The 25,608-nt window shown below is 69.5% G+C and carries 26 protein-coding genes; 13 read left to right on the top strand and 13 right to left on the bottom strand.

The features are described 5' to 3' along the window. Positions 1-104: 104 nt before the first annotated feature. Positions 105-653, bottom strand: coding sequence for a cysteine dioxygenase (locus tag ACIO3S_RS27035; protein ID WP_400469252.1), 549 nt, complete (start codon positions 651-653; stop codon positions 105-107). Next, positions 650-1,543: an amidohydrolase gene (locus ACIO3S_RS27030; protein ID WP_400469249.1), complete on the bottom strand. Its 894-nt coding sequence runs from the start codon at positions 1,541-1,543 to the stop codon at positions 650-652. Before ACIO3S_RS27030 ends, ACIO3S_RS27035 begins: the two co-directional genes overlap by 4 nt. A gap of 65 nt (positions 1,544-1,608) precedes the next feature. On the opposite strand from ACIO3S_RS27030, the gene ACIO3S_RS27025 reads away from it, so the two are divergent. Beyond that, the gene (locus ACIO3S_RS27025) at positions 1,609-2,625 is read left to right on the top strand and encodes an NADP-dependent oxidoreductase (RefSeq protein ID WP_400469247.1); all 1,017 of its coding nucleotides are present in this window, start codon (positions 1,609-1,611) and stop codon (positions 2,623-2,625) included. 9 nt (positions 2,626-2,634) lie between these two features. Here ACIO3S_RS27025 and ACIO3S_RS27020 read toward each other — a convergent pair whose 3' ends face one another. Beyond that, positions 2,635-4,011: a lytic murein transglycosylase gene (locus tag ACIO3S_RS27020; protein ID WP_400469244.1), complete on the bottom strand. Its 1,377-nt coding sequence runs from the start codon at positions 4,009-4,011 to the stop codon at positions 2,635-2,637. A gap of 193 nt (positions 4,012-4,204) precedes the next feature. Here ACIO3S_RS27020 and ACIO3S_RS27015 point away from each other — a divergent pair, with 193 nt between their 5' ends. The 4 genes from ACIO3S_RS27015 to ACIO3S_RS27000 all read left to right on the top strand — a co-directional run bounded on the left by ACIO3S_RS27015 (position 4,205) and on the right by ACIO3S_RS27000 (position 7,605). Continuing rightward, positions 4,205-4,975, top strand: a complete 771-nt coding sequence (locus ACIO3S_RS27015) for a hypothetical protein (RefSeq protein WP_400469241.1) — start codon at positions 4,205-4,207, stop codon at positions 4,973-4,975. Beyond that, complete coding sequence (locus ACIO3S_RS27010) at positions 4,972-5,691, top strand: SDR family NAD(P)-dependent oxidoreductase (protein WP_400469238.1); 720 nt, start codon at positions 4,972-4,974, stop codon at positions 5,689-5,691. The genes ACIO3S_RS27015 and ACIO3S_RS27010 overlap by 4 nt, the downstream gene beginning before the upstream one ends. Before the next feature lie 94 nt (positions 5,692-5,785). Next, positions 5,786-6,556, top strand: coding sequence for a glycerophosphodiester phosphodiesterase family protein (locus ACIO3S_RS27005; RefSeq protein WP_400469235.1), 771 nt, complete (start codon positions 5,786-5,788; stop codon positions 6,554-6,556). Positions 6,557-6,666: 110 nt separating this feature from the next. After that, on the top strand, positions 6,667-7,605 hold the full coding sequence (locus ACIO3S_RS27000) for an SEC-C domain-containing protein (protein WP_160025944.1): 939 nt from the start codon (positions 6,667-6,669) through the stop codon (positions 7,603-7,605). Between the two features lie 153 nt (positions 7,606-7,758). Here the strand turns inward: ACIO3S_RS27000 and ACIO3S_RS26995 are convergent, their stop codons facing one another. The 8 genes from ACIO3S_RS26995 to ACIO3S_RS26960 all read right to left on the bottom strand — a co-directional run bounded on the left by ACIO3S_RS26995 (position 7,759) and on the right by ACIO3S_RS26960 (position 14,859). Continuing rightward, on the bottom strand, positions 7,759-8,619 hold the full coding sequence (locus ACIO3S_RS26995) for a GyrI-like domain-containing protein (protein ID WP_400469231.1): 861 nt from the start codon (positions 8,617-8,619) through the stop codon (positions 7,759-7,761). A gap of 78 nt (positions 8,620-8,697) precedes the next feature. Further along, complete coding sequence (locus ACIO3S_RS26990) at positions 8,698-9,636, bottom strand: adenylate/guanylate cyclase domain-containing protein (protein ID WP_160025942.1); 939 nt, start codon at positions 9,634-9,636, stop codon at positions 8,698-8,700. 80 nt (positions 9,637-9,716) lie between these two features. Next, on the bottom strand, positions 9,717-10,088 hold the full coding sequence (locus tag ACIO3S_RS26985) for a cyclic nucleotide-binding domain-containing protein (protein ID WP_160025941.1): 372 nt from the start codon (positions 10,086-10,088) through the stop codon (positions 9,717-9,719). Positions 10,089-10,192: 104 nt separating this feature from the next. After that, positions 10,193-11,395, bottom strand: coding sequence for an arginine deiminase (locus ACIO3S_RS26980; protein ID WP_400469228.1), 1,203 nt, complete (start codon positions 11,393-11,395; stop codon positions 10,193-10,195). A gap of 24 nt (positions 11,396-11,419) precedes the next feature. Next, on the bottom strand, positions 11,420-12,022 hold the full coding sequence (locus ACIO3S_RS26975; RefSeq protein WP_355018704.1) for a TMEM165/GDT1 family protein: 603 nt from the start codon (positions 12,020-12,022) through the stop codon (positions 11,420-11,422). A gap of 21 nt (positions 12,023-12,043) precedes the next feature. Continuing rightward, the gene (larC, locus tag ACIO3S_RS26970) at positions 12,044-13,342 is read right to left on the bottom strand and encodes a nickel pincer cofactor biosynthesis protein LarC (protein ID WP_400469224.1); all 1,299 of its coding nucleotides are present in this window, start codon (positions 13,340-13,342) and stop codon (positions 12,044-12,046) included. Beyond that, positions 13,339-14,016 carry a nickel pincer cofactor biosynthesis protein LarB gene (gene larB, locus ACIO3S_RS26965; protein WP_400469221.1) on the bottom strand — a complete coding sequence of 226 codons (678 nt, stop codon included), beginning with the start codon at positions 14,014-14,016 and terminating at the stop codon, positions 13,339-13,341. The genes larC and larB overlap by 4 nt, the downstream gene beginning before the upstream one ends. A gap of 3 nt (positions 14,017-14,019) precedes the next feature. Next, positions 14,020-14,859, bottom strand: a complete 840-nt coding sequence (locus ACIO3S_RS26960; RefSeq protein ID WP_160025936.1) for a prephenate dehydratase — start codon at positions 14,857-14,859, stop codon at positions 14,020-14,022. Between the two features lie 24 nt (positions 14,860-14,883). Here ACIO3S_RS26960 and ACIO3S_RS26955 point away from each other — a divergent pair, with 24 nt between their 5' ends. Next, on the top strand, positions 14,884-15,294 hold the full coding sequence (locus ACIO3S_RS26955; protein ID WP_400469218.1) for a DUF4446 family protein: 411 nt from the start codon (positions 14,884-14,886) through the stop codon (positions 15,292-15,294). Positions 15,295-15,703: 409 nt separating this feature from the next. Here the strand turns inward: ACIO3S_RS26955 and ACIO3S_RS26950 are convergent, their stop codons facing one another. Then, positions 15,704-17,275, bottom strand: a complete 1,572-nt coding sequence (locus ACIO3S_RS26950; protein WP_400469215.1) for a YegS/Rv2252/BmrU family lipid kinase — start codon at positions 17,273-17,275, stop codon at positions 15,704-15,706. Positions 17,276-17,432: 157 nt separating this feature from the next. On the opposite strand from ACIO3S_RS26950, the gene ACIO3S_RS26945 reads away from it, so the two are divergent. From ACIO3S_RS26945 to ACIO3S_RS26915, 7 genes are all read left to right on the top strand, one after another. Continuing rightward, entirely contained in the window at positions 17,433-19,763 is a 2,331-nt protein-coding gene (locus tag ACIO3S_RS26945; protein ID WP_400469212.1) for a calcium-binding protein, read from the top strand. Between the two features lie 100 nt (positions 19,764-19,863). Then, positions 19,864-20,550 carry a peptidoglycan-binding protein gene (locus tag ACIO3S_RS26940; protein ID WP_400469210.1) on the top strand — a complete coding sequence of 229 codons (687 nt, stop codon included), beginning with the start codon at positions 19,864-19,866 and terminating at the stop codon, positions 20,548-20,550. Positions 20,551-20,602: 52 nt separating this feature from the next. After that, the gene (serS, locus tag ACIO3S_RS26935; RefSeq protein ID WP_400469207.1) at positions 20,603-21,874 is read left to right on the top strand and encodes a serine--tRNA ligase; all 1,272 of its coding nucleotides are present in this window, start codon (positions 20,603-20,605) and stop codon (positions 21,872-21,874) included. After that, on the top strand, positions 21,871-22,728 hold the full coding sequence (locus ACIO3S_RS26930) for an HAD family hydrolase (RefSeq protein ID WP_400469204.1): 858 nt from the start codon (positions 21,871-21,873) through the stop codon (positions 22,726-22,728). Before serS ends, ACIO3S_RS26930 begins: the two co-directional genes overlap by 4 nt. A gap of 28 nt (positions 22,729-22,756) precedes the next feature. Further along, positions 22,757-23,269 (top strand): GNAT family N-acetyltransferase, encoded by a 513-nt coding sequence (locus ACIO3S_RS26925; RefSeq protein ID WP_400469201.1) that lies wholly within the window; start codon positions 22,757-22,759, stop codon positions 23,267-23,269. Then, the gene (locus ACIO3S_RS26920) at positions 23,266-24,066 is read left to right on the top strand and encodes an HAD family hydrolase (RefSeq protein WP_400469198.1); all 801 of its coding nucleotides are present in this window, start codon (positions 23,266-23,268) and stop codon (positions 24,064-24,066) included. Before ACIO3S_RS26925 ends, ACIO3S_RS26920 begins: the two co-directional genes overlap by 4 nt. Beyond that, positions 24,063-24,677 carry a hypothetical protein gene (locus ACIO3S_RS26915; protein ID WP_400469195.1) on the top strand — a complete coding sequence of 205 codons (615 nt, stop codon included), beginning with the start codon at positions 24,063-24,065 and terminating at the stop codon, positions 24,675-24,677. The genes ACIO3S_RS26920 and ACIO3S_RS26915 overlap by 4 nt, the downstream gene beginning before the upstream one ends. Here the strand turns inward: ACIO3S_RS26915 and ACIO3S_RS26910 are convergent. After that, complete coding sequence (locus ACIO3S_RS26910; RefSeq protein WP_400469192.1) at positions 24,640-25,542, bottom strand: sterol desaturase family protein; 903 nt, start codon at positions 25,540-25,542, stop codon at positions 24,640-24,642. The two genes, ACIO3S_RS26915 and ACIO3S_RS26910, sit on opposite strands and share 38 nt — an antisense overlap. Between the last annotated feature and the right edge of the window lie 66 nt (positions 25,543-25,608).

Below are 25,608 nucleotides of genomic sequence, written 5' to 3'. Positions count from 1 at the left end.
AGGGACGTCGGGTTCGCCGTCCGAGCCTGGCTCCTCGATGCTTGAAATCTGCCACATCCCGGGACTCGATGCCCGAGATGCCGACTCGGCGCGGCGTAGGTCGTTCAGTCCTCCAGCGGGCGCAGCTCGTCGGCATAGGAGACCGAGACGCGGCGCATCACGCCGTCGTCGCTGATCGCGTACTGCCCCATCCGCCACAGTGGCGGCGAGTAGGCGTGGATCGAGACCGCGCCGTCGACCGCACCGCTCATCCGGTGGATGTGGTCGGGTCCGAAGCCGAAGCTGCGGCCCGCGCCGACCTGCCGTTGCACGGGATCGCCGCCGAACCTCGGCTGCTGCTCGAAGACCGCTCCGTGGGTCACGGCTACCGCGCCCGAGGAGATGTCGTGGTCGTGCCAGCCGGTGTCGTCGACGGTGTTCCAGCACAGCAGCCAGACGTCGATGTCCTTGTCCCGGTAGAGCGAGACGTAGTGGCGCCCGCCGGTGTCGTGGCGCACCAGGTGCTCCCACCGCTCGGGGTGCGCCGCGAGCTCGTCGACCCAGGCGCGCAGCTCGCCGGGAGCGAGCGTACGTCCCGGCAGCTCGGGCAGGTCCGCGCCGCTCAGGACGGTGTCGGCGGCCGGCTCGGTCACGGTCGGTTCGGTGATGGTCATCGGTCTCCTCCGGTGAGCAGATGGTGCGGGTTGGCGACGAAGATCGCCCGGCTCAGGGCCTCGCCGAGGTCGGGATCGGTCGGCTCGGCGTACGGCCGGTCCGAGCCGTTCACCAGCGGGTCCACCCCGACCACGCGCGACATCGCGTCGATCGCCTGGGTGCCGTATGACGAGGTCTCGTAGTAGACGTGCCGGTCGATCGCACCGAGCTCCCCGCCGCGCTGCGCGAGGCGCTCGTGGTGCAGCGGCGCGAGGCCGGCCAGCCCCACGAAGGCGATCCGCAGGGTCGGCAGCAGCGACCGCCCCGCGACGTGCCAGGAGTGCCATGCGGCGCTCTGCTGGGCGACGTACGAGGTGAGTGCGGGCCACCAGCCGGGCAGCTCGCTCGCCGGGCCTGGGTCGGCGGGTCCTGGGTGCACGAGGACGGGCAGGTCGGTCTGCTGGGCCGTGGCCAGGACGGGAGCCAGGGTCTCGAGCGCGGACGGCGTCGTCAGCGCCGTCGCCGGGACCTGGAGGCCGTGGACGCGGTCGTGCGCCAGGATCTTGGCGAGGCCGTCGAGGTCCGGTTCGACGAGCGCCGGTGCGGCCCACAGCCCGTAGTCGGCGGGCAGGTCGTCGGCGAAGCCGTGCCAGGCGTCGAGCAGTCCGCGCGCCTCGCCCGGGGCGAGCGACTCGATCCCCAGTGGGCTGGAGAGCGACAGCAGGACGAGGCCGTCCTCCTGCGCCGCGCGGCGGGTGAGGTCATGATCTGCCGGGTCGACGGAGTAGGGCGGCTCCCCGTCGAGGTGGAGCACCCAGCCATCGAGGTACGGAGGCTGCCGCCGGCGGCGCAGCTCCTCGACCAGTGCGGGCGGCCACAGGTGCTGGTGGACGTCGACCCGGCGCTTCATGCGCTAAGTCAATAGGTTTAGTTGTAATTAAGCAAGCCTACCCGCCGGTGAGGCACCATGGCGGGATGACCGACACGAACACCCAGATCCTGCTCCGCGCTCGCCCGGTCGGTGAGCCTACCGCCGAGGACTTCTCGATCGTTGCCTCCGAGGTGCCGGCGCCCGCGGAGGGCGAGGTGCTGCTGCGTACGAAGTTCCTCTCGCTCGACCCCTACATGCGCGGGCGGATGAGCGATGCGCCCTCGTACGCCGCCCCGACCGCCCTGGGCGACGTGCTGCCCGGTGCCACGGTCGCCGAGGTGGTGGAGTCGCGGGATCCGTCGCGGCAGGTGGGCGACGTGGTGCTGGCGTACGGCGGCTGGCAGGCGTTCTCCGTCGCACCGGCCCAGCACACCCGCCGCCTCGACCCGTCCGTCGCACCCGTCTCCACCGCGCTTGGCGTGCTGGGGATGCCGGGGTTCACGGCGTACGCGGGGTTGACCCAGATCGGCCAGCCGAAGCCCGGCGAGACCGTCGTGGTCGCGGCCGCGACCGGTCCCGTCGGCGCCACGGTCGGACAGATCGCGAAGATCCTCGGCTGCCGTGCCGTCGGCATCGCGGGCGGACCGGAGAAGGTCGCGCATCTGACCGAGCTCGGTTTCGATGCCGCCCTCGACCACCGCGCACCCGACTTCAAGGAGCAGCTGAAGGCGGCGGTCCCCGACGGGATCGACGTCTACTTCGAGAACGTCGGCGGACATGTGTGGAATGCGGTGCTGCCGCGGCTCAACAAGTTCGCCCGGGTGCCGGTCTGCGGGATCGTCGCGCACTACAACGACACCTCCGCTCCCGAGGGTCCCGACCGGGCGCCGGGGCTGATGCGGCAGGTGCTCAACAAGTCCCTGCTGATCAGGGGTTTCATCCAGACCGAGTTCGTCCGCGACCACGAGCAGACGTTCCTCGCCGAGGCGACCGGCTGGCTGGCCGAGGGCAGGCTCCGCTACCGCGAGGACATCACCGAGGGCCTCGAGAACGCGCCCGCCGCGTTCAACCGGATGCTTCGCGGTCAGAACTTCGGCAAGACGGTGATCAAGGTCAGCTGACCCGGCTCGCTACGACGACGAGGCGGTCGGGGCCTCCACGACCGTCTCGTCCGGAGCAGTCGCCTCCGCGGTCGGCTCCTTGAGGTTCGGGAACTCTGGCGTCCCGTAGAGCGTGCGCAGGTGGTCCCTGATCGTGAGGCCCTCCGGCATGGTCGTCCCCGGCTCGAACGTGGCGATGCAGTTGGCGATCACGGCGTCGTAGGTGACCTTGTCTTCCGCCTCGAGGGTCTCGCCGTAGACCGCGATCGTCGCCACTCTGCAGGGCTCCGCGAGAGTCGTCGCCGTCGCTGCATCGGTGGGCGTCGGGGTCGGGGTCGGTGTGGGCGTCGGAGTGGGCGTCGGAGTCGGTGTGGGCGTCGGGGTCGGCGTCGGCTCGCTGGTCTCACCGTCGCTGGGATCTGTGCTCGGGTCCGTCGACGGGTCGGGCTCGTTGTCACCGGAGTCCGTCGGCGGGGCGGGAACCGGAGTCTTGGTGGCGCCGTTGGGAGCGGCCTTGACCTCCGACTTCGGCGTGACGGTGTTCGAGGTGCGCGGAAGGGGGGACGTGGTGGTCCTCATCGAGGAGGTGGACCCACCGTCCACGCTCGGTGAGCCGGGGAACTCCCCGTTGCGGTACTGGCCGGCGATCTTCAGCACGGCCTCGACGTACGTGTCGCTCTGGTTGTAGCGGTAGACCGCGGACTGGGCGCCGGAGTCGGTGCTGACGTCCTCGGTGCCGGCGCACAGGAACGCCGCCGTGGCGACGGCGGCGTCGTCGACGTCCTGGGGGTCGCGGCGGTTGTCGCCGTCACCGTCGGTGCCCACGACCGTCCAGGTGGAGGGGATGAACTGCATCGGGCCGACAGCGTGGTCGTACACCGTGTCGTGGTCGTAGAGGCCGTTGTCGGTGTCGCGGATCGCCGCGTAGTTGCCCGCGCCGTTGAGCTGCGGGCCGATGATCGCGGGGAGGGCGAGGCCGTTGGAGTTGAGCTCGCTACCGCCGAAGCGGCCGTGGTTGCTCTCGACCATGCCGATCGCGGCGACCAGCGCCCAGTCGATGCGGCAGGAGGCGTCGGCGTCGTTGAGCACGGTGGCCGAGCGCTGGTACGCAGCCAGGGCGACCGCCGGGATCGACAGCTCCTCGGCGTTGGAGGCCAGCCTCACTGCGTCGGTCGGGGTCAGGTTCTTCACGCCACCCAGGCCGTTGGAGATGCCGAGGGGGTCCTGAAGAGCGCCCGGATCGGGCAGCTCAGGCTGCTGATGACCGGTGTCGAGGCGTGCCTCGTTCGGGGCCAGAACCGCGAAGGCAGCGGTCAGCGCGACGGCGGCAACGGCCCGAGGCCCGATGCTGGTCAGCGCCGCTGTACTGATGCTTCTGGCCCAGAATTTTCGGGGTTCTTTGGTCATGCCGGTCTCACCTCTTCCACGCGTGGGGTACGTGTCCGTCCCATGAGCCTACCCAGGTATTCCATTTCCGCGCCCTGCAATTAGAAATCCCCCCACCTTGGTGATGAACGGCAACGGTCGGGCCACCTGACGTTGGGCTGGTGTTCCCCGGTACGCCGCCTGGTCTCACCTTGCGCCTGACACCGTGGACGACATGACTGAACGGACTCGTCTGTGGATGGTTCCGCTGGTCGCGGCCGCGGGTTGGGGCGTCGGTTTCCTGCCCCAGCTCGTCCAGCCGCAGCCGCTCCTGCTCGCCCCGATGGTCGCCGAGCTGGTCTCGTTCACGTTGCTCGCCGCCGCGCTCGGTGGGCTCGCTGCGGGGCTGCGTCCGGACCGCCGGCTGCTCAGTGCCGTGCTCGCCGGCACCGGTGTCGTCGCCGCGGCCCTCCTCGGGCTGATGTTCGCGGCCGGGCCGGCGGCGACCAACCCGTCGATGCTGACCCATCTGATCGCCATCGCCGCGATCACGACGGTCGCCGGTCTCGCCGCCGGGATCGCCGCGAGCCTCGGGCCGTGCGTGCTGCGGGCGCCGATGCTGGCCGCGCCGGCCGTCTGCGTACCCCTCTGGCTCGACGGGATGCTCCCCGGCGAGCTGCCGTCGTCGGTCATCGACGCGCTGCTGGCGGCTGCCCTGGTGACCGTGCTCGTGACGTCCGTACGCCGCGCCGTCGATGTCGTCGCGTGGGTGCCCGCCTGGATCCTGGGCTGGGCGATGCAGACGCTGCTGACGGTGCTGGTGGCCATCGGCGTACTCATCCAGGAGGGACGTTCGGTCGACGCCGGGCTGCTCTCCTCGCACCTGGTCTACTTCCACGAGCGCTGGAACGAACCCGCGGTGCACTACCCCGCCGGATGGGCGCTCGCCGGCGTCCTGGCACTGGCGATGGTTGCGTGGAGGCTGCGTGACACCCTTCGGGTGTGAAAGACAGAACTCTCATCACCGGCGGCACCCGCGGGATCGGCGCCGCTGTCGCTCGTCGGCTTGCCGCTGACGGCCACTCGCTCGTGCTCGGGTACCTGTCCGACGAAGCTGCTGCCGTCGCGACGCGCGACGAGGTCAGGGCGCTCGGGGTCTCCTGCGAGATCGTGGCCGCGGACATCACCACCGACGCCGGGATCGCCGCCCTCTTCGAGGCTGCCGGGCCGGTCACCGGCGTGGTCAACAACGCCGGCGCGACGTACCGCTACGCGCCCCTCGTCGACACTCCGGCCGACGAGATCCGGAGGACGTACGCGGTCAACCTGGTCGGCCCCACGCTGGTCGCCCGCGCGGCCGTGTCGGCGCTCGCCGAGGGCGGAGTGATCGTCAACATCTCCTCGGGTGCCGCCACGCTGGGATCACCGGGGGAGTACGTCCACTACGCCGCCGCGAAGGCCGGCATCGACGCGCTCACCAAGGGCCTCGGGCTCGAGGTCGCCCCGCTCGGTATCCGGGTCGTCGCGGTCGCCCCGGGGCTCACCGAGACCGACATGCACGCCAACACCGGTGACCCCGGCCGGATCGCGCGGATGGCACCCCAGATCCCGATCGGCCGAGCGGGCTCACCCGACGAGGTCGCCGAGGCCGTCGCCTGGCTGATGAGCGAGAAGGCCGGGTACGTCACTGCGACGACGCTGCGGGTGACCGGAGGGCGGTGATGCCCGGACCAGGACCGCGGCGTACACAGCGAGGTAACACTTTCGACGTCGTGTCGTGCCCCCACGCGGTCGTCCGATGGACAACAATCTCCTCATGAGGCCCCAGGTCGTCGCGCATCGCGGCGCCAGTCATGAGATCGCGGAGCACACCCTCGCTGCGTACGTCGCAGCCCTGGATGCGGGCGCGGACGCCTTGGAGTGCGACGTACGTCTGACCATGGACGGGCATCTCGTCTGTGTCCACGACCGTCACCTGCGCCGTATCGGCGCGCGGGGGCTGGTCTCGGAGATGACCCTCGCCGAGCTGCAGGCGATCGACTTCGCGGCCTGGAAGAACGGGTTCTGGGAGGGGGAGGACGAGCAGCCCGACCGGGACATGCGGGGCGTACTCACGCTGCACCGGCTGCTGCGGGTCGTGCGGGACTACGGCCGGCACGTCGAGATGGCGATCGAGACCAAGCACCCGACGCGCTACGGCGGGCTGACCGAGGGGCGTCTGGTCGACGTGCTCAACGACTTCGGCTGGGCGGGTCCGGGCAGCCCGGTGCGGGTGATGAGCTTCTCCTTCACGGCGCTGCAGCGGGTGGAGCGGCTGGCGCCGGGCGTACCTCTGGTCCAGCTCGTCGACCGCGCCGCCAACTGGTCGCTCCTGCGGCACGCGATCGGCCCGGACTGGTGGCTCGGGGCCAGCATCGAGATGCTCACCGCCCACCCAAAGCTCGGGCGTCGGCTGGCGTCGAAGGGCCGCAACCTCCACGTCTACACCGTCAACACCGAGGAGCAGCTCAAGCTCTGCCTCGACCTCGGGGTCAATGCGGTCATCACCGACCGGCCGGGGTTCATGCTGGAGCTGCTCGGCCGCTGAGCCAGCTGTAACACGCTGTTACACCCACTATCCGGTCGTTCTGATAGGGCGAGTAGTGCTACGAACGACGTGTTACAGGGTGCGCGGGCCCGGCAGGTTAGGGTTTGGCCGTGGCCAAGAAGTCCCGAGTCAAGAACCGTCAGGCGGCTGCGGCCCCGACGGACGGTCCCAACCCGCGTGCGGCGTGCCCGTGCGGGTCCGGCAAGCGCTACAAGGCGTGCCACGGTGCCGCCGGCGGCGCGTTCGTGGGGCGCCCGTTCGAGGGCCTGCCAGGCGAGTGCGACCTGGTCGCGCTGCGTGAGCTGGTGCCCTCGGCGACGGTGTCGCTGACGGTGAAGGGCTTCGAGTCGACGCCGGTCACGCTGGGCACCCTGCTGCCCGGCGCCGCGCCGGCGATGTCGCGCGACTCGGGCGAGGTCTGGGCCGGGCTGCAGGTGCAGCACAACTACGGCGACGTGTCGCGCGATGTGGCTGCGGCGCTGCTCCAGGCGCTCGAGGCGCGGGCGTCGGGTGAGTCCGGGATCTTCGGCCTGACCACCGCACCCGGCGACGGGCCACGGCTGCAGGACCTGATCACCAACTCCTCGCTCGACGTCACCGTCCACGAGGGCTTCGACTGGTGGCTCGCCGACGTCGAGGACAAGGGCGACTTCGAGCACGCGCTCGAGCACGCCAACGAGTCGGTGCTCCCGACGCTGCGACTGGCGTCGGTCGAGGCTGCGTACTGGACCTCGGTCGGCTCCAAGGAGCACCTGCGCTGGGTGATGCCCGAGCCCGAGGACGCCCTGCTGACCGCGCTCGCGCGCCTGCACGTGACCGGCGAGGACGTGATCATCCCCGACGCTCGTTTCGTCGGCATGTTCCGTGCCCACGGTCTGCTCGCTCCCGTCTGGGACCTGCCGGTCGGCACCGGCGCCGAGGCGCTCGAGGAGCCGGCGGTGGCGTTCAAGAAGCTGCTCGACGAGGCCCTCGCCGACGACTCCGAGATCACCCCTGAGGTCCGCTCGGCTCGCGCCGGGCTCGCCAACCGACAGGTCACCATCCGCTGACCCTCGCTGGTCGAAGGCCACTTCGTTCAGACCTCGGAGCCGCTAGGCGGAGGCGTGTCGAGACCAACACAGTCCCCTCGGCGCTCGATGAGGACCGTGTTGGTCTCGACACGGATTCGTTCGTACCTCACGAATCCGGCTCGACCGGCGTCGTTACTGCTCCACCGGCAACCAGAGCTCGCACGAGGCGTACGTCTCGGTGAGCTCGAGGTAGCGCAGGATCGACGGGCCGGGGCGGAGCCGCCACGGGTTCGACGGGAACCAGTCGGTGGCGGTCGCCGCCCAGAGCCGCTGCAGCGTCTCCGGGTGCGGGCCGCTGGAGGCGAAGACCGCCCAGGAGCCGGCCGGCACGGTGATGCTGTCGAGCCCGTCCGGAACCTCGGCCGACGGCGTGACCGCGACCCCGTGCAGGTAGGTGATCATCGATCCCTCCGGTGCATCGGGCGACGCGGACTCGGTGACGGCGAGGATGCCGCGCGGGTCGGTGTCGTTGAGCTCCTTGAGGCGGACATGCTCCTCGGGTGCGAGCGAGGCGATGTGTGCCTGGATGTGCGGGTTCACGCCCTCATAGATCAGCGGGACTTTGGTGGCGTGGCCGACGAGCCGGAGCTCGGGCATGTCGTTGATGGTGACGTCCATCGGGGTGCTCCCTTCGACGCTCAGGCGGAACCTGAGCGTGGGTTGCGTGCGTAGCGGACCACCGGATCGGCGCACGTCGGCCGGAGCCGTTCCGTGCACGGCACGGAACGCGCGCCCGAATGCCTCGGTCGAGCCGTAGCCGTAGCGGACCGCGACCTCCAGGAGGTCAGGGGCGCCGGCCACCAGGTCGGCCGCAGCCAGGGTCATCCGGCGGCGGCGTACGTAGTCGGACAGGGGCATCCCGGCCAGCGCCGAGAACATCCGGCGCAGGTGGTACTCGGTGGTGCCGTGGTCGCGAGCGACCCGAGCCACGTCCACCTCGCCGGTGAGATCTGCCTCGACCAGGTCGACCAGGGTGTTGAGCGTTCCGATCATGTGGTCCTCCTTTCGCCAGCAAGCCTCGCCTGGGAGCAACCTCCGGCGCCCGACTATCCTGGCCCGGTTCGATCAGGTTCAGTCGGACCGCGAACGCAGCCGGAACGCCTGCAGGCGGGAGTAGCCCTTCACGCTCGTACGCCGCATCTTCTCGACCTGGAAGCCGTCGACGTCCTCGAGCGCGGCGGCGGCGTTCTCGTCGACGACCACCGACGAGGGCCGGGCGACGGTCGTGAGACGGGCGGCGATGTTGACCGTCGGGCCGAAGACGTCGCCGAGCCGGAGCACCACGTCGCCGTAGGATATCCCGGCTCTGACGTGCGGAAACGCGCTGTCGCGATCCTCCCCGAGGGCGGCCAGGTCCAGGGCGGTCCGGGCCGCGGCGGCGACGTCCTCGAACGTGAAGAACACCCCGTCGCCGAGATACTTGATCACCCGTCCGCCGTGCTCGACGACGACGTCGGAGCAGGTGTCCTCGAACTCCTCGACCCAGTCGACCAGCTCCTTGTCGCTGAGCCGTTTGGACCGCGCGGTGTAGCCGACGATGTCGAGGAAGCCGACCGCCAGGGGCACCGCGGAGGCGTCCGCGACGGTGAGCATCCGCCGCGCCGCGCTGACCAGATGGCGGCGCCAGACATAGTCCTGCAGCGACTCGACCAGCGGCAGCACCTGCCCGGTCAGGGCGACCAGGTCCTCGACCTCGTCGCCACCCCGCTCCCGGGCGACCTCGGCCAGCAGCGACGTCTGCCACTCGGCCAGGCGCGCGTAGGACCGTCCCCAGGTCCGCACGAGCGCGGCCTGGCGGTCCTCGCTGAGCACCCCGAGGCGTACGAGCTCCTGCGTCATCCGCAACGCCTCGACATCGGCCTCGGTGAAGGCGATCTCGTCCTCGCCCGCGTGCGGGAAGCCGAGGTGGTGCCACAGGTCCTCGGCGACCTCCATGGGCACGCCGACCGCACCCGCGACCTCGGCGCGGGTCAGCGTGGGCGTCTGGCCGAGGACGAAGGACTCGACCACGGCGAGAGCCTCGGCCAGCTCGATGTCTGCCTCACGGCCACGGCCCTGACCGAGGCCCTCGTCAGCCTGTTCGTCGAGCGTCAGGAGCCGAACCTGTCCTTGGCGACCTTCTCCAACGCCCTCGCGAACGTCGGCATCTCGACGGACAGCTGCTGCAGCTTGTCGGCGCTGAGGTGGATCAGGTCGAGCGGGGTGAGGGCGACGATGGAGGCCGTGCGCAGCGAGCCCCTCATGATCGCCGCCTCGCCGATGATGTCACCGGGACCGCACTGGGCGATCTCCTCCTTGTCCCGGCGGACCGAGACGGTGCCGTCGAGGATGATGTAGGCCTTGTCCGGCGGGGTGTCCTCCCAGATCGGCGACCAGCCCTCCGGCAGGTGCACGCGGGTGCCGGTGGCGCTGATGTGCGCGATCTCCTTGGGCGTGAACATGGAGAAGAACGACTCGGTCACGAGGGTTTCCTTCGGGGTCGGCTGTGGGGTGGCTGCCGCTATGTGACGGCAGTTACAGAGATCAACGATGTTCGTCTACAGGGGTTACCCGCGAGTGAAGTTGGCTATGCGGGCAGCGGGTCGCGGGCGATCGGGCAGCTCATGCATCGCGGTCCGCCGCGGCCGGAGCCCAGCTCGGAGCCCGCGATCGCGATGACCTCGATACCGGCAGTCTCCAGGGCTCCATTGGTCTGTGTGTTGCGCTCGTACGCCACGACCACGCCCGGCGCCAGTGCCAGGGTGTTGTTGCCGTCGTCCCACTGCTCGCGCTCGGCGGCGACCGGGTCGAGCCCGGTGTCGACGTGGTGGAGCTTGTCGATCCCCATCGCCTCGGCCGCGACCTCGAGGAACGGGCGCGGGGCCGCGATGTTCAGCTGGCCGTCGTCGCCCACGGGGGTCACGGCGTACGCGACCAGCGAGTCGACCGCGTTCGGGTAGATCACCATCTTGTCGGTGTTCACCAGCGTGGCGATGGTGTCCAGGTGCATCGTCGCGCGCTCCTGCGCGATCGGCACCGCGAGCACGGTGTGGGCGAGCTCCTCGGCGAAGACCTGGCGGGCGAGCCGCTCGGCCCCGGCGGGGGTGGTGCGCTCGCCGACCCCGACCGCGACGACACCGGGAGCGAGGAGGAGTACGTCCCCGCCCTCGACGTGCTCCAGGTGGGCTCCGTGCAGCCGCGGGCTGGCCCGGAAGCGCGGGTGGAACTGGTAGATCAGCTCGGTGAGCGCGGTCTCGCGCTTGCGAGCCGGCATCGCCAGCGAGGTGACCGTGGCCCGGTCGCGGATCCACACCGACGAGTCGCGGGTGAAGAGCAAGTTGGGGAGCGGGTCGATCAGGAAGTCGTCGTGGGCGAGGAGGCTGGTGACCAGGCCGTGGCCGCCGCGTACCTCGTCGTTGCGGACGCCGGCGGTCAGGTGGTCGGTCAGCTCGGCCGGTCCGGCGTCGGCGAGGGCACCGCTCAGGTAGTCGCGCAGGGTGTCGCCGAGGGTGAGCGAGCCCAGCACGTTCTCGAGCGCGAGCTTCCGCGCCTCGGGCACCTCGAGGGTCTCGGTGAGCAGGTCGGTCAGGTAGAGCACCTCGACGTCGCGATCCCGCAGCGCGGCCGCAAAGGCGTCGTGCTCGTCCTGTGCCCGCTTCACCCACGGGATGCCGTCGAAGAGCAGCTTGTCGTTGTTGCGCGGCGTCAGCCGGGTGAGCTCCCGGCCGGGCCGATGGAGCATAACCGTACGCAGTCGTCCGACCTCGCTGTCGGCGCCAAGTCTCACCATGGCGCAGAGCCTAGATCAAGCCGGTCAGGCGAACACCTCGACCAGCGTCAGGATGCCCAGGACGAGGCAGACGACGGCTCCGACGTAGTGCAGGACGTGCAGCTTGATGAACCGGAGCAACGTACGTCCCAGCAGCACCGCGAGCCCCGAGACCGCCAGCAACGCGGCCCAGGAGCCGATGAAGACCGAGACCGGGTCGTGGTAGCGGGCCACCAGCGAGACGCTCAGCAGCTGGGAGAGGTCTCCCCACTCGGCCGCGAAGAGGACCATGAAGCTGGCCAGGACCTGGCGGAACCCGCGTACGTCCTTGGCCTTCTCGGCGAACTCGCTGCCGTCGTCCTCGGACGCGGTGCCGTGGTGACGGCGCCCCTCGATGAACAGGAACACCGCGCCACCCAGGAAGAGCAGCGCCGCGACGATGTGGATCAGGTCGGTCGGGAGGAGTGTCGCCACCCCGCCGATCGCCACCGCGATGAGCGTCTGGACCGCGAACGCCGCACCCACGCCGAGCCACACGAAGATCGGCCGGTACTTCGTCGACAGCACCAGCGTCGCCAGGAACGTCTTGTCCGGGAGCTCGACGACGAAGATCGCGGCGAAGGCCAGCGCGACGACGGTGATGTCCATCAGGGTTTCCGTTCCAGTTCTTTACGTCCGGCCCTCATCGTCGCACCCCGGCTCGACCAGCGGTCGGGCGAGGGCGGCGGCCTTGGCCTCGGCGAGTACCTCGATCGCCGGGCGATCGAGTGCTGCGGCGACGCGGGCGACGTCGTCCCACTCCGGCTGCAGGTTGACGACCTCGTCGTCGAGGCGGGCGGCCTTGACCGCGATCGGGTGCCCGTCGACGCTCACGGTCAGCATCTCGCGGGGCAGGGCGTGCTTGGCGACCTCGTGCTCGCGTACGCCGATGGTCGAGGTCTCCCGGAAGAACGCCCGCCGGACCGCCTCGGCGGCGTCGGGACGGGTGAGAGCATGGAGCGTATAGGCCGGTCGGCCCTTCTTCATCAGGATCGGCGTGACCCAGGCGTCCTGCGCTCCGGCCGCCAGAAGCGCGTCGAGAGCCCCGGGGATCAGTCGCGGCTCGAGATCGTCGATGTTCGCTTCGATGACGAGCTCGGTCTCCGGGGCGGGAGCATTTTCCCGCCTTGGTGGGGAAATGCCTGCCTCTGCCGCAGGATCCGCCCGCACTTCCCCGCCATGGCGGGATTCTGCCCCCGCGCCGACAACCTCGCCGACCAGTATGCGGAGTGTGTTCGACCAGCCCTCCGGATCCCTGCCGCCCGCGCCGACACCGATCGCCGTGGTCGTCATCGGCGGCTGAGCCCCCCACTTCGTCGCGAGGGTGGTGAGGAGCGCGGCGCCGGTCGGCGTGCACATCTCCATCGCCGGATGTCCGGGCGACCCCGCGTAAGAAGGTACGCCGGTGAGCAGCCGCGCCACGGCCGGCGGCGGCACCGGGAGGGTGCCGTGGGCGGCCCGGACCGATCCCGATCCGACCGCGACCGGGGAGACCACGACCTCGTCGGGCCGGAGGTGCACGAAGCCCGCGCAGACCCCGACGACGTCGGCGATCGCGTCCAGCGCTCCGACCTCGTGGAAGTGGACCGACTCGGGAGAGATCCCGTGCACGGCGCCTTCGGCCTCGGCCAGCCGCTCGAAAACCCGCAGCGCCAGGTCACGCACCGCGTCGTCCAGAGCGGCGCCGGTCAGCAGCGCCCGGACGTCGGTCCAGGTCCGATGGTGGACCGAGTCGGCGATCGAGACATGACACCGGGTCGCGGCCAGCGCGCCACGGGTCACCGGCGAAGCGGCGAGATCCACCGGCTCGGGGGCGACCGCATCCACGGCCGAGGCGATCGCCGAGAGGGGCACGCCGGCGTCGACGAGCGCCCCGAGCAGCATGTCCCCCGAGGCTCCGGAGGACGCGTCGACCCAGACGACGCTCACCGAGCCCGCCGCGCGATCCGGGCCGCCGCGACCCCGGCGCCGTAGCCGTTGTCGATGTTGACCACGGTCACGCCGGGAGCACACGAGTTGAGCATCGCCAGCAGCGCGGCCAGCCCGCCGAAGGAGGCGCCGTAGCCCACGGACGTCGGCACCCCGATCATCGGCACCCCCACCAGCCCGCCGACCACGGAGGGCAGGGCACCTTCCATGCCCGCGACGACGATCAGGCAGTCGGCGTCGTCGAGCCGGTCGCGTACGGCCATCAGGCGGTGGATCCCGGCGACGCCGACGTCGGTGATCCGCTCGACACCGGCGCCGTGGACCCGGCAGGTGAGGGCGGCCTCGGCCGCGACGGGCCCGTCGGAGGTCCCGGCCGCGACGACGCACACCCGGCCCTGCGGGGCCGGCAGTGGCCCGAGCGTGACTGCACGGGCCTCGGCGTCGTGGACCGCCGTCGGCAGCTCGGCCGCGACCCGGGCGGCCGCCTCGGCGGAGACCCGGGTGGCCAGGACGGCGCGCGAGGGATGAGCCTCGTGCAGTCGGCGAAGGATCGCGACGACCTGTTCGGGAGTCTTGCCGTCGGCGTACACGACCTCGGGGTCACCGGTGCGGCGCTCCCGGTCGAGGTCGACGCGGGCGAACCCGAGGTCGGCGGTCGGCTCGTCGTCCGACATGACTCAGAACCGCGCCGGGTCGGCGGGGTAGACCCCCAGCAGCTTCACGTCGGTCGTGAAGAAGGCCAGCTCCTCCAGGGCCCGCTTCAGCCCCGGCTGGTCCGGGTGACCGTCGACCTCGGCGAGGAACTGGGTCGCGGTGAACTTCCCATCCACCATGTAGGACTCCAGCTTGGTCATGTTGACGCCGTTGGTCGCGAAGCCGCCGAGCGCCTTGTAGAGGGCCGCCGGGAGGTTGCGTACGTTGAAGATGAACGAGGTCACCACCGGACCCGCGTCGGCGGGAGCCTGGATGAAGTCGGGCGAGAGCACCACGAAGCGGGTGGTGTTGTGGTCGGCGTCCTCGATGTCGGTGGCGAGCACGTCCAGTCCGTAGATCGAGGCGGCCAGCGGCGGGGAGATCGCGGCCATCGTCGGGTCACCGGCCTCGATCACCTCCCGCGCGGCACCGGCGGTGTCACCGGAGACGACCGGTGTGAAGCCGTGCTCCCGGATGATGTTGCGGCACTGACCCAGGGCATGGACGTGGGAGTGGACCGTACGGATGTCGTCCAGGTGGGCGCCCGGAAGGCCGAGCAGGTGGAACCGGATCCGCAGGTAGTGCTCGGCGATGATGTGGAGGTTGGACTCGGGAAGGAAGTGGTGGATGTCGGCCACCCGTCCGGCCAGGGAGTTGTCGATCGGGATCATCGCCAGCGACGCCTCACCCGCCTCGACGGTCGCAAACACGTCCTCGAACGAGGCGCACGGCACCGACTCCAGCTCGGGGTAGTGCCGCTGGCACACCATGTGTGAGTTGGACCCTGGTTCGCCCTGATAGGCGATGCGATGTGGCTCGGACACAGCGACAGTCTAGATTCGCCCGATGTGCTCGCTCTTGCAATTCTCAGTCTGCTGACAGCAATCGCCGCCCTGGTCCTCGCCGGAGCGGCCTGGCAGAAGACGAAGGACGTACGTCGCCCCGACCCTGCTGCCGTCGAGTCGCTGCCGACCGACGTCGCCGGTCTGCGCGCCGAGGTCGCGGCCCTGCGCGCCGAGTCGGCGATGAACCTGCGCCACCTCGCGGTGGTGCGCTTCGATGCCTTCGGAGACGCCGGCGGCCACCTGAGCTGGTGCCTGGCGCTGCTCGACGACAACGGCGACGGGGTCGTGCTCACCTCGATCCACGGCCGCACCGAGGCGAGGTCGTACGCGAAGAGCATCAGCGCCTGGAAGTCGTCCCAGCTGATGTCGCCCGAGGAGACCGAGGCCGTCCAGCAGGCCAAGCCCAAGAGCTGATCCGGGCTGATCCGGGCCCAAAAACGACGCCGGCACGCTCGGGCGTGGCGGGGGAACCGTTCCGAGCGTGCCGGTTTCAAACCCGGGCTGCGGGTGGGACGGCCCGGGAGTCGACCACTGGTCGCGGGGGATTTCCGACCAGTGTGTGGGTCTTGCCACGTCGCCGGCCGGAGTCAGGCTTGAGCCCGGTCGAAGACGACGACTCGGCTCACGCCGAGTCGTGTCAGACACCTTATGAACATTTACTTGTCAACAAGACATCTGTGTCGGCGCGTCGGCCCGGTTTTGCCATGAGAATCGACGCCAAACGCGCTGAAAACACGCAGAAAGAGGGACTTTAGGCCCTGATTGCCGGGACTTCGGGCCCGCCGCGTGTCGGTGAGATTCGGGACCGAATCGGGACTGGCTGTCAGCGTGGCACGCGGACGAGCAGGCGTCCGGGAAGACACTGCATGCGGAGCTCGCGACCCTCGGAGATCGTGTCGCCGTCGAGCTGGCGCGGCTGGTCGTGGTTGGTCCGGATCACGACGCTGGCACCGGTCATCCGGTTGACCAGATTGTCGGTGCGCGGCCGCTTGCTCAGCACCCGGACCGCGAGCGGGAGCCAGGACCAGAATCGCTGCGGATAGAGCAGCACCACATCGATGAGCCCGTCGTCGAGCGCGGCAGCCGGCAGCAGCGGCATGTTCGCCTGGAGGTAGCCGACGTTGCCGACCACGACCGTGCGCGCGCGGTGCCTGGTGAACTCGCCGTCGTCGACGGAGATCTCCAGCCGCATCGCCGGGAACATCAGGCTCTTGAAGGCGGAGAGGACGTACGCCATCCAGCCGATCCGCTTCTTGATGTCCTCGTTGACGCCGCTCATGATCGCGGCGTCGAAGCCCATCCCGGCCATGACCAGGAAGTTGGTGTCCTCGAGGTTGTCGCCCGAGACCTCGACCAGGTCGATCGCCTGGTCCTGCCCGGTCAGCGCGACGTCGATCGCGGCGCGGATGTAGAGCGGGATCGACAGGTTGCGGGCCAGCAGGTTGCCGGTGCCGCCGGGGACGATCCCGACGGCGATGCCGGTGCCGGCCAGGGCGGAGCAGACCTCGCGTACGGTGCCGTCGCCACCACAGACGAGGACCAGGTCGGCGCCTTCTGCCTGGGCCGCCAGCGCCATCCCCTTGCCCGGGTCGTCGACCGTGGTCAGGTGCCAGGTCGGCGTCTTCCAGCCGGACTCCTTGGCCATCGTGGTGACCATCGTCTTGAAGTGCTCGACCGACTCGACCTTGATCGGGTTGAGGACGACCGCGATCCTCCGGTTGCCACGCACCGAGTCGACCAGCGGCCGACGTCCGAGCGCGTGCGAGGCGGGCAGCGGCGTGTAGAGCGCCATGCCCAGGAAGACGGCACCTGCGGCGAAGAGGATCCCGCCGAGCACGTCGGAGGGGTAGTGGCGTCCGAGGAAGACCCGGTCGGCGGCGACGAGCACCACCAGCACGATGAGGCCGGTGTAGGCCAGGCGGCGGATGCCGCGACGGCGTACGAACATCGTCACGACCACCGCGATCACGCCTGCGAGCACCGCGATCCCGGTCGCATGACCGGAGGGGTACGCCGGTGACTCGTGGAACCACGACGCCAACTGCCACGCGGGCCGGTCCCGGTCGACGAGCAGCACCACCGCGCGGCGTACGACCAGCGTGATCACCACGACGCCGAACACGTAGACCGCGGCGCGCAGATACGTCCGGAACAGTCCCGCGGCGACCAGGAGCGCGACGCCGACAGCGAGATACCACTCGGTGGCCACCTCGACGATGTGCCAGAAGTCGAGCATCCAGCCGTGCTCCGCAGTCACCGCCGTCGCGTCCCGGCCGAGCTCGTCGATCGTCGAGACCGGCGGCCACCCGTTGATCCCCGCGATCCCGATCAGAGCGCACAGAGCGAACAGCGAAGCCGCCCAGAGCAGCAGGGCACGGCGCGAAAGGTCAAGCACGGTGAGTCAGTATGCGCGATACGTCTTCCACACAGTGAATGAACGGGCTGGACAAAAGCCGAGGCAGTGGCCGGAGGAAAGCGCTATCGTCCGCTTTCCGCGCATGATTCGGGTCGGCGCCGGCACCCCTCGGTCCCTCGTCGTTGTGAGGTCTCTCATGCGCTCTCGCGCGTCCGCGTACGCCCTTCTCGGGCTCCTGTCCGTCCCCGCCGTCGCCCTGAGTGTCGGTGGCCTCCTCGCCGGCTCCGCCGCTGCGGCCGACGGTGAGTGTGGTAGCAAGCCCATCACCGTCGACCTCAGCGTCGAGGGCCAGGTCCCGACCGAGGGCGACGATGTGATCGCCGTCCCGGCGGGTGTCTCCGTGGACGCGCTGGGCGGGAACGACTGGATCTGCGTCCAGGGGGAGGGCAGTGCGGACATCGTCGGTGGACTGGGTGACGACACCATCTACCCCCGGTTCAGCAACCGAGTGAACGCCGGAGAGGGCGACGACACGATCGACGGCGACTTCATTACGCTCGACGCGGGCGCCGGACATGACGTCATCTTCGGCGGGATGCAGTCTCTGTTCTTCACCGCCAAGGGCGGCGATGGCGACGACACGTTCCACGCGGGATCCACCGCCGGTGCCTTCGACGGACAGAGCGGTGCTGACACCTTCTACGGTGGTCCAGGCTACGACAAGGCCTACGGTGGTGCCGGAGACGATCGGATCTTCGGTGCGGACGGAGACGACATCCTGAGGGGTGGCGAGGGCGCCGACACTGTGCTCGGAGGAGGCGGGGCAGACCAGATCGCAGTGACCGACGTCGATGCCTCCGGGGATGTCATCGATGCCGGTTCGAGCGGAACATCGGTGGACAAGCTCTACCTTGACCCCAGCGTCACCCCATCGGGGACAGGCATCGAGCTCGACATGGCCTCCGGTGTATCCAACTGGGGCGCCACCATGGTCGGCTTCGAGTCGGTGGTCGGCACCAGCCACGCCGACGTGATTACCGGCACCGAGGGTGACGACACGATCGACGCCTCCGGCGGCAACGACACGCTCAGCGACGGTCCGGGCAAGGATGTCGTTCATGGCGGCGACGGTGACGACACGATCCTGGGGAACCGCCGCTCCGACGGTGAGGACTTCGACTCGCTCTACGGCGATGCCGGCAACGACCGCATCTCCGGCGGCATCCACAACGCCCTCGACGTGATCGTCGGCGGCGCGGGGAACGACACCCTCGACAACGGAGTCGGCGCAGCGCGAGTCTTCGGCGGAACTGGGGACGACACGATCACTCTCGACGGCAGCTCGTCCTCGGACGCGTACGGCGAGGACGGGCAGGACACGTTCCGAGTCGGCGCCATCGGTGGCACCGTCTCCGGTGGGAACGGCAATGACACGATCTACGGAGGCTCCACATCGCTTGGCGCCGATGGCGATGCCGGCGACGACAAGATCTACGGCGCCGCTGAGACCAACCACATCAACGGTGGATCCGGAAACGACCTCATCGAGGGCGGCACCGGGCGCGACTATCTGACGGGCGGCGCTGGCAGCGACTCGATCTTCGGCAAGGCCGGTGTTGACGAGATCTACGGCGACGAGAACTACTACAGCCCCACCGTCGGATCCGCAGACCGCATCGACGCCGGGGACGGCAATGACACCATCAAGGCTGGCCCCGGCAGCGACACCGTGAGTGCCGGAGAAGGCTCGGATGCCGTCGTCGGCGAGGCCGGCAACGACCGAGTTCTCGGCGGAGGCGGAAACGACCGGCTGAAGGGCGACGCAGGCAACGACTCGATCGAGGGCGGCAGCGGCAACGACACCTTGGAAGGCGGGAACAACACCGACTCGATTCGAGGTGACAGCGGCGACGACCTGCTGGCGGGCAACGCCGGCGACGACTCGCTGAACGGCGGTACCGGCGTCGACACGGCCTCGTACTTCACTGCCGACAATCCCGTCACCGCGACCATGTCCCGCGCGACCGGGGGTGGTGGCACCGACACGCTCGCCGGGATGCAGAACCTGACGGGCAGCCCGTACGCCGATCGTCTCGTCGGTGACGGTGGCGCCAACGTACTTCTCGGCGGAGGCGGCAGCGACACGATCTTTCCCGGCCTCGGCAACGACCGCGCGGAGGGTGGTTCGGGAACCGACACCGTCGAGTACTCGAACGTACGCAACGGCGTGAAGGTCGCGCTCAACACGACCTCGGTGCAGTCGACCGGCGCGGGAGCGGATCGTCTGCTGACCTTCGAGCGCCTGACAGGCACCAACTACGCCGACGTCCTGCGGGGCAACTCGGGCGCCAACAAGCTGGTCGGCCTCGGCGGTTCGGACCGGATCGAGGGCGGCTCGGGCAACGACTCGCTCTATGGCCACTCGGGCAACGACCGCCTCTACGGCGGCTACGGCCGTGACTACGGTGACGGTGGCACGGGCAGCGACAGCAGCTCGTCGGTCGAGCGGCGCGTACGCATTCCGTAGCCCCAGAGGTACGGGAGAGGTACGGGTTCGGGCGGCAGCACCGGTTGGCGACACTGCCCCTTTCGAGTTCCGAGCACATGAATCGAGAGGGATCCATACGATGAAGACATCGGTGCGGTTGCGCATGGGCGGCCTGCTCGCGGCAGCAGCTGTGGCAACGGGCGGACTGGTCGCCGTGGACGCGGGCACGGCGCCTGCGGAGGCCGCGGTCAGCTGCACGATCAGCAGCCCGAAGACCGTACGTCCCGGCAACACCGGCAGCTGCGTGACGCTGCTCCAGAAGGTGCTCGGTGGGCTCAAGCCGGACGGTTCGTTCGGGTCGGCGACCACCGCGCGGGTGAAGAACTACCAGCGCGCGAAGGGACTGGCGGCCGACGGAATCGTCGGGGCGCGTACCTGGGGGAAGATCAAGTCCGGGATGTCCGGCGCGGGCACGCTCATCACGTCGGGAAGCAACGCGAACTGGTACGCCTGCCTCATCGTCCGTGGTGGCTCGTCGATCCGCTACACGGTCACCAACAAGCGCAGCACCTCGTGGAAGCAGGCCTACATCTACGCCAGCAGGGCGAGCGGGCTGATCCGAGGCACGATCGCCAGCAAGGGGTCCCGCTCGACCGCGTCGAACCCCTCGGGCTTCCCGAAGACGTACAACACGACGGCCACGTACGTCACCTACACGAAGGCCAACTACTACACGAACGACTCCTACGGCTATAACTTCACCGACGTGACGGTCTACCGCTCGTTCCTGCGCCCGTGCGGCAAGACCAGCCCGGTCTACTGGTGACCGGCCGATTACTGAAGTGAGATCTGGTGGTCCGGTCGACTAGCCTTGCCGCATGATCGACCCGCGCATCCTCCGCGAAGACCCCGACCGCGTACGTGCCTCGCAGGAGCGCCGTGGCGCGTCCTCTGACGTGGTGGACCGGGCGCTGTCCGCGGACAGTGCCCGGCGCGCGGCGATCGCGGACTTCGAGGCCAAGCGGGCCGAGCAGAAGCAGATGGGCAAGAAGGTCGCCCAGGCCAAGGGTGAGGAGAAGCAGCAGCTGCTCGCCGAGGTGAAGGACCTCGCGGCCGCCGTCAAGGCGGCCGACGCGGCTCAGGCGGAGGCTGAGGAGGAGTGGAAGAAGGCCCTCAAGGCCATCCCCAACCTCGCCGACGACGCCCCCGCCGGCGGTGAGGACGACTTCGTCCTGATCGAGAAGGTCGGCGAGCCGCGCGACTTCGCGGCCGAGGGGTTCGAGCCGCGCGACCACGTCGAGCTCGGCAAGATGCTCGGCGCGATCGACCTCGAGCGAGGCGCCAAGGTCTCGGGCAGCCGCTTCTACTTCCTGACCGGTGTCGGCGCCGAGCTCGAGTTCGCGCTGATCAACCTGGCGATGGAGCAGGCCCGTGAGGCCGGCTTCACCCAGGTCATCGCACCTGCGCTGGTGCGCCCGGAGGCGATGGAGGGCACCGGCTTCCTCGACCAGGTCGACGACGGCGTCTACAAGATCGAGGACGACGACCTCTACCTGGTCGGCACCTCGGAGGTGCCGATGGCGGCGTACCACTCCGACGAGATCCTCGACCCCGACACCCTCCCGCGGCGCTACGCCGCCTTCTCGTCGTGCTTCCGCAAGGAGGCCGGCTCGGCGGGCAAGGACACCAAGGGCATCATCCGGGTCCACCAGTTCGAGAAGGTGGAGATGTTCGTCTACACCACCGTCGAGGAGTCGTACGCCGAGCACCAGCGTCTCCTCGAGTGGGAGAAGGCCTTCCTGGACAAGCTCGAGCTCGCCTACCAGGTCATCGACGTGGCCGCGGGCGACCTCGGTCCGAGCGCGCTGCGGAAGTTCGACTGCGAGGCGTGGATCCCCACCCAGGGGAAGTACCGCGAGCTCACCTCGGCGTCCAACTGCACCACCTTCCAGGCACGTCGCCTCGACATCCGGGCGCGCACCGAGAATGGCACCACCCCGGTCGCCACCCTCAACGGCACGCTGACCGCGATCACCCGCGCCATCGTCGCCGTGCTGGAGACCCACCAGCAGGCCGACGGCTCGGTGCGGGTGCCGAAGGCTCTGCAGAAGTGGCTCGGTCGCGAGGTTCTGGAGCCGATCCAGAAGTGAGCACGACCGAGAGCACCACCGCCCGGCCCGGTGAGGCCGCCTGGCAGCCGAAGCTCGTCGCGCTCGACATCGACGGCACCCTGCTGCGCTGGATCGAGGGCACCGGCACGACGTCCGAGGCTCTCTCCGACAAGGTGCGCGACGCGGTCCGCCGGGCCTACGACTCCGGCGCCCATGTGGTGCTCTCCTCCGGTCGCTCGGCCCATTCGATGACTGGGATCGCCGACCTGCTCGGGCTCCCGGACGAGGGCGCGGAGCGGTTGTGGATCGTCGCCTCCAACGGCGCGGTGGTGCTCCGCTACCCGCCGGTCGACGTGGTGCACGAGGAGACCTTCGACGCCCGGGCGGCGGTGGAGAAGATCATGGAACGGCGGCCGAACGTGCTGGTCGCGGTCGAGAACCGTGGCCTGGGCTACCGGTTCAACCGACCGTTCCCCGAGGGCGAGCTCGACGGCGCTCATCTGATCGCTCCGATCGACGAGATGGTCGCCGAGCCGGTCTCCCGGGTGATCATCCGCGACCCCGACGCCACCCCCGAGGACTTCCTCGCCCTCGGCCGTGAGCTCGGTCTGCACGGCATCGACTACGTGGTCGGCTACACCGCCTGGCTCGACCTCACCCCGGTCGGCGTCTCCAAGGCATCGGGCCTCTCCTACGTCTGCGACCAGCTCGACCTCGAGCCGGCCGACGTACTTGCCATCGGCGACGGCCGCAACGATGTCGAGATGCTCGAATGGGCGGGTCGCGGTGTAGCCATGGGCAACGCCCCCGACGAGGTCCAGGAGGTGGCCAACGCAGTCACCGCCCACGTCGCCGACGACGGCGCGGCGCTGGAACTCTCCCGCTGGTTCTGAGAGTGCTGTTCTGGGAGTCTTTGCGCTCGTGACCCTTCCCACCACCATCATGACCGAGCGGCTGACGCTGCCGTTGTGGACCCGCGCCGATGTCGAGGCGATCCGCGATCCCGACGGCGGGATCGGGCGCCCGCAGAGCTGGCACCCGCAGTTCCCGCGCGAGGACGACCGCGACGCGGCGACGATGTGGGTCGAGGGCGACCGGTGGAGCTCCCGCTACATCATGCGCAACGGCACCGTGCTCGGCTCGATCGGCTTCTTCGGGCCGCCCGAAGAAGCCCCTGACGGCACCCCGGAGACCGAGGTCGGCTACGGCCTGATCGAAGAGGCACGCGGGTGGGGTTTCGCGACCGAGGCGCTCAAGGGTCTGCTGGCATGCGCCGACGAGGAGGGCGTACGCATTCGGGCCGCTGTCGAGCCCACCAACGCGGCCAGCCTCCGAGTGCTCGCCAAGTGCGGGTTCACCGAGCTGCGTGGCGCCGACGAGGACGGGCATCTGGTGATGGCCAGGCCGGTCCCCGGTGGCAGAATGGAAGAATGAGGACGCCGAAGCTCGTCGCCACCGACCTCGACGGCACCCTGGTCAGAGCGGACGGTTCGGTCTCGGACTTCACTCGTGGCGTGCTCGTGAAGCTCGAGGAGATCGGCGTGCCGGTCATCTTCGTGACCGGACGGCCGCTGCGCTGGACCCGCGAGCTCTTCGAGCACATCGGCAGCGTCGGGCTGGCGATCGTCTCCAACGGAGCCCTGGTCTGGGACGTCGCCGCCGATCAGCCCCGGCTGACCCGGCTGATCGAGCCGGCCCTGACCGCCGAGGTGGCGGCAGCGCTGAAGGAGAGCGTGCCCGGACTGGTCTTCGCGACCGAGTCGCTCGAGGGGTGGTCGTGCGAGCCCGCGTTCGCGACCCACACCGCCGACGCCCTCCGCCCCGCCAGGCGCGTTGCGTCGATCGAGGAGCTCGCCGACGAGCCGTTGATCAAGCTGCTCGCCCGCCGTGACGACCACGACGACGCCGACGAGCTGCTCGCCGCAGCGGCCGCGGTCGTCGGCGATCGCGTCAACGTCACCCACTCGTCGTTCCCGCTGCTCGAGATCAGCGCTCCCGGGGTCACCAAGGCCTCCACGCTGGAGCTGGTCTGCACCGAGCTCGGCATCTCCGCCTCGGACGTGATCGCCTTCGGTGACATGCCCAACGACCTGCCGATGCTGACCTGGGCCGGCACTTCGTACGCCATGGCAGACGCCCATCCGAGCGTGGTCGCGTGCGCGTCGCACCTGGCCCCCGGGCACGAAGATGACGGTGTCGCGCGGGTCCTGGCTGGAGTCTTCGGCCTGTGACTGGTTTGATCTTCGCCATGCGCCGCGTCCCCCAGTTCCTCGCTGCCCTCGCTCTCGCGGTGACAGCGGTGGTCATGACGAGCCCCGCACCCGCCTCGGCAGCCCCGGTCACGGCTCCCGCGAAGTGCCCGGCCTTCGAGCTCAGCGACGCGGTCAAGGAGCCGCTGGTCTTCCACGCACGGGTGACCGGCCCAGGCAAGGCCACCAAGAAGGGCGGCCCGGTGGTCTACCCGGTGACCGTCGTCAAGGCGCTCAAGGGCGTGACCAGCGGCAGCAGCCTCCAGGTCGCGCTCAACCCCGGCGTGTGCCAGAAGAAGTCGCTGACCGCCAACGAGGACTACTACTTCTTCGCGCAGAAGAAGGGCGACACCATCCTCGCCGCCGGCAGCGCCCCGCGCGTCGAGGAGTACACCGACAAGCTCCAGGCCGAGATCGCCAACGAGTTCCCCGAGGTGATCGCCCCCGAGCCTCAGCAGGTGAGCTTCAGCGAGCCCGCGTCTCCCGAGGGCCAGAAGCTCGTCGAGGTCGCCGCCCCGGGCGTCGTACTCGTCGTCGTCGGCCTGCTCGGCCTGATCATCGTGATGATTCTCGGACGGCGGAAGGCCGCGTAGCCGGGCTCGTGGGCTCAGCCTCCGGCGCCCACCCCGGCGGCCGGAAGGCGTAGCTCAGCTTGAGCCGCCAGCCGTCGGCGGTGCGTACGTCGTTCCAGAGCTCACGGAAGGCGCCGTACTCCAGCCGGAGCAGGTTGTAGGTGTCGACCTTGTAGGTCAGGCCGTACGTCGGGCGCTGCCGCTCGGGCTGGAAGGTGCCGAAGAGGCGGTCCCAGACGATCAGGATGCCGGCGTAGTTCTTGTCCAGGTACTCCGGGTCGGAGCCGTGGTGGACACGGTGATGGCTCGGGGTGTTGAAGACGAGCTCGATCGGACGCCAGAGCTTGCCGATCGTCTCGGTGTGCACGAAGAACTGGTAGATCAGGTTGATCGAGAAGGCGATGTAGATCGCAGCCGGTGAGATGCCGAGGAACGGCAGCGGCAGGAAGAAGAAGAACTCGAACCACGGGTTCCACTTCTGTCGCAGCGCGGTCGCGAACGTCATGTACTCGCTGGAGTGGTGCGCCTGGTGGGCCGCCCAGCCGACTCGGGTCCGGTGCACGAACCGGTGGTTCCAGTAGTAGGCGAGATCGATGACCACGACCGAGATCGCCAGGCCCCACCACGTCTCCGGGATCTGCCACAGCGACGCGTAGGCGAAGATCGCCGCGTAGACCGCGAAGGTCAGGACCTTGAACACGGTCATCGACACGATCGAGCCGAGGCCCATCAGGATCGAGGTGCGCGCGTCCTTGAAGACGTAACCGGCCAGGTTGTCGTCGTGGTCGAGCCATTTCAGCGCCGCCAGCTCGATGAGGATCGAGATCACGAAGAACGGGATCGCGTACGTCAAGGGGTTCTTCAACGGGTCGAGCATGTCGTTCATGGGGGACCTCCCAGGGATATGACCTTGGAGTAAGTTACCTCAAGGTCATATGCCACCGCTAGACTC

It is taken from the genome of Nocardioides sp. NPDC087217 (assembly GCF_044744805.1).
In the GTDB taxonomy this organism is placed as follows: Bacteria; Actinomycetota; Actinomycetes; order Propionibacteriales; family Nocardioidaceae; genus Nocardioides.
Note: the sequence above shows the minus strand (reverse complement) of the source record. Positions and strands in the feature narration are given on the sequence as shown.

Bases quoted from the DNA above. Each gene is read 5' to 3' on its own strand.
- ACIO3S_RS27035 (WP_400469252.1), bottom strand. From the start codon at position 653: ATGACCATCACCGAACCGACCGTGACCGAGCCGGCCGCCGACACCGTC.
- ACIO3S_RS27030 (WP_400469249.1), bottom strand. From the start codon at position 1,543: ATGAAGCGCCGGGTCGACGTCCACCAGCACCTGTGGCCGCCCGCACTG.
- ACIO3S_RS27025 (WP_400469247.1), top strand. From the start codon at position 1,609: ATGACCGACACGAACACCCAGATCCTGCTCCGCGCTCGCCCGGTCGGT.
- ACIO3S_RS27020 (WP_400469244.1), bottom strand. From the start codon at position 4,011: ATGACCAAAGAACCCCGAAAATTCTGGGCCAGAAGCATCAGTACAGCG.
- ACIO3S_RS27015 (WP_400469241.1), top strand. From the start codon at position 4,205: ATGACTGAACGGACTCGTCTGTGGATGGTTCCGCTGGTCGCGGCCGCG.
- ACIO3S_RS27005 (WP_400469235.1), top strand. From the start codon at position 5,786: ATGAGGCCCCAGGTCGTCGCGCATCGCGGCGCCAGTCATGAGATCGCG.
- ACIO3S_RS26995 (WP_400469231.1), bottom strand. From the start codon at position 8,619: ATGATCGGAACGCTCAACACCCTGGTCGACCTGGTCGAGGCAGATCTC.
- ACIO3S_RS26980 (WP_400469228.1), bottom strand. From the start codon at position 11,395: ATGGTGAGACTTGGCGCCGACAGCGAGGTCGGACGACTGCGTACGGTT.
- ACIO3S_RS26975 (WP_355018704.1), bottom strand. From the start codon at position 12,022: ATGGACATCACCGTCGTCGCGCTGGCCTTCGCCGCGATCTTCGTCGTC.
- larB (WP_400469221.1), bottom strand. From the start codon at position 14,016: ATGTCGGACGACGAGCCGACCGCCGACCTCGGGTTCGCCCGCGTCGAC.
- ACIO3S_RS26945 (WP_400469212.1), top strand. From the start codon at position 17,433: ATGCGCTCTCGCGCGTCCGCGTACGCCCTTCTCGGGCTCCTGTCCGTC.
- ACIO3S_RS26940 (WP_400469210.1), top strand. From the start codon at position 19,864: ATGAAGACATCGGTGCGGTTGCGCATGGGCGGCCTGCTCGCGGCAGCA.
- serS (WP_400469207.1), top strand. From the start codon at position 20,603: ATGATCGACCCGCGCATCCTCCGCGAAGACCCCGACCGCGTACGTGCC.
- ACIO3S_RS26920 (WP_400469198.1), top strand. From the start codon at position 23,266: ATGAGGACGCCGAAGCTCGTCGCCACCGACCTCGACGGCACCCTGGTC.
- ACIO3S_RS26910 (WP_400469192.1), bottom strand. From the start codon at position 25,542: ATGAACGACATGCTCGACCCGTTGAAGAACCCCTTGACGTACGCGATC.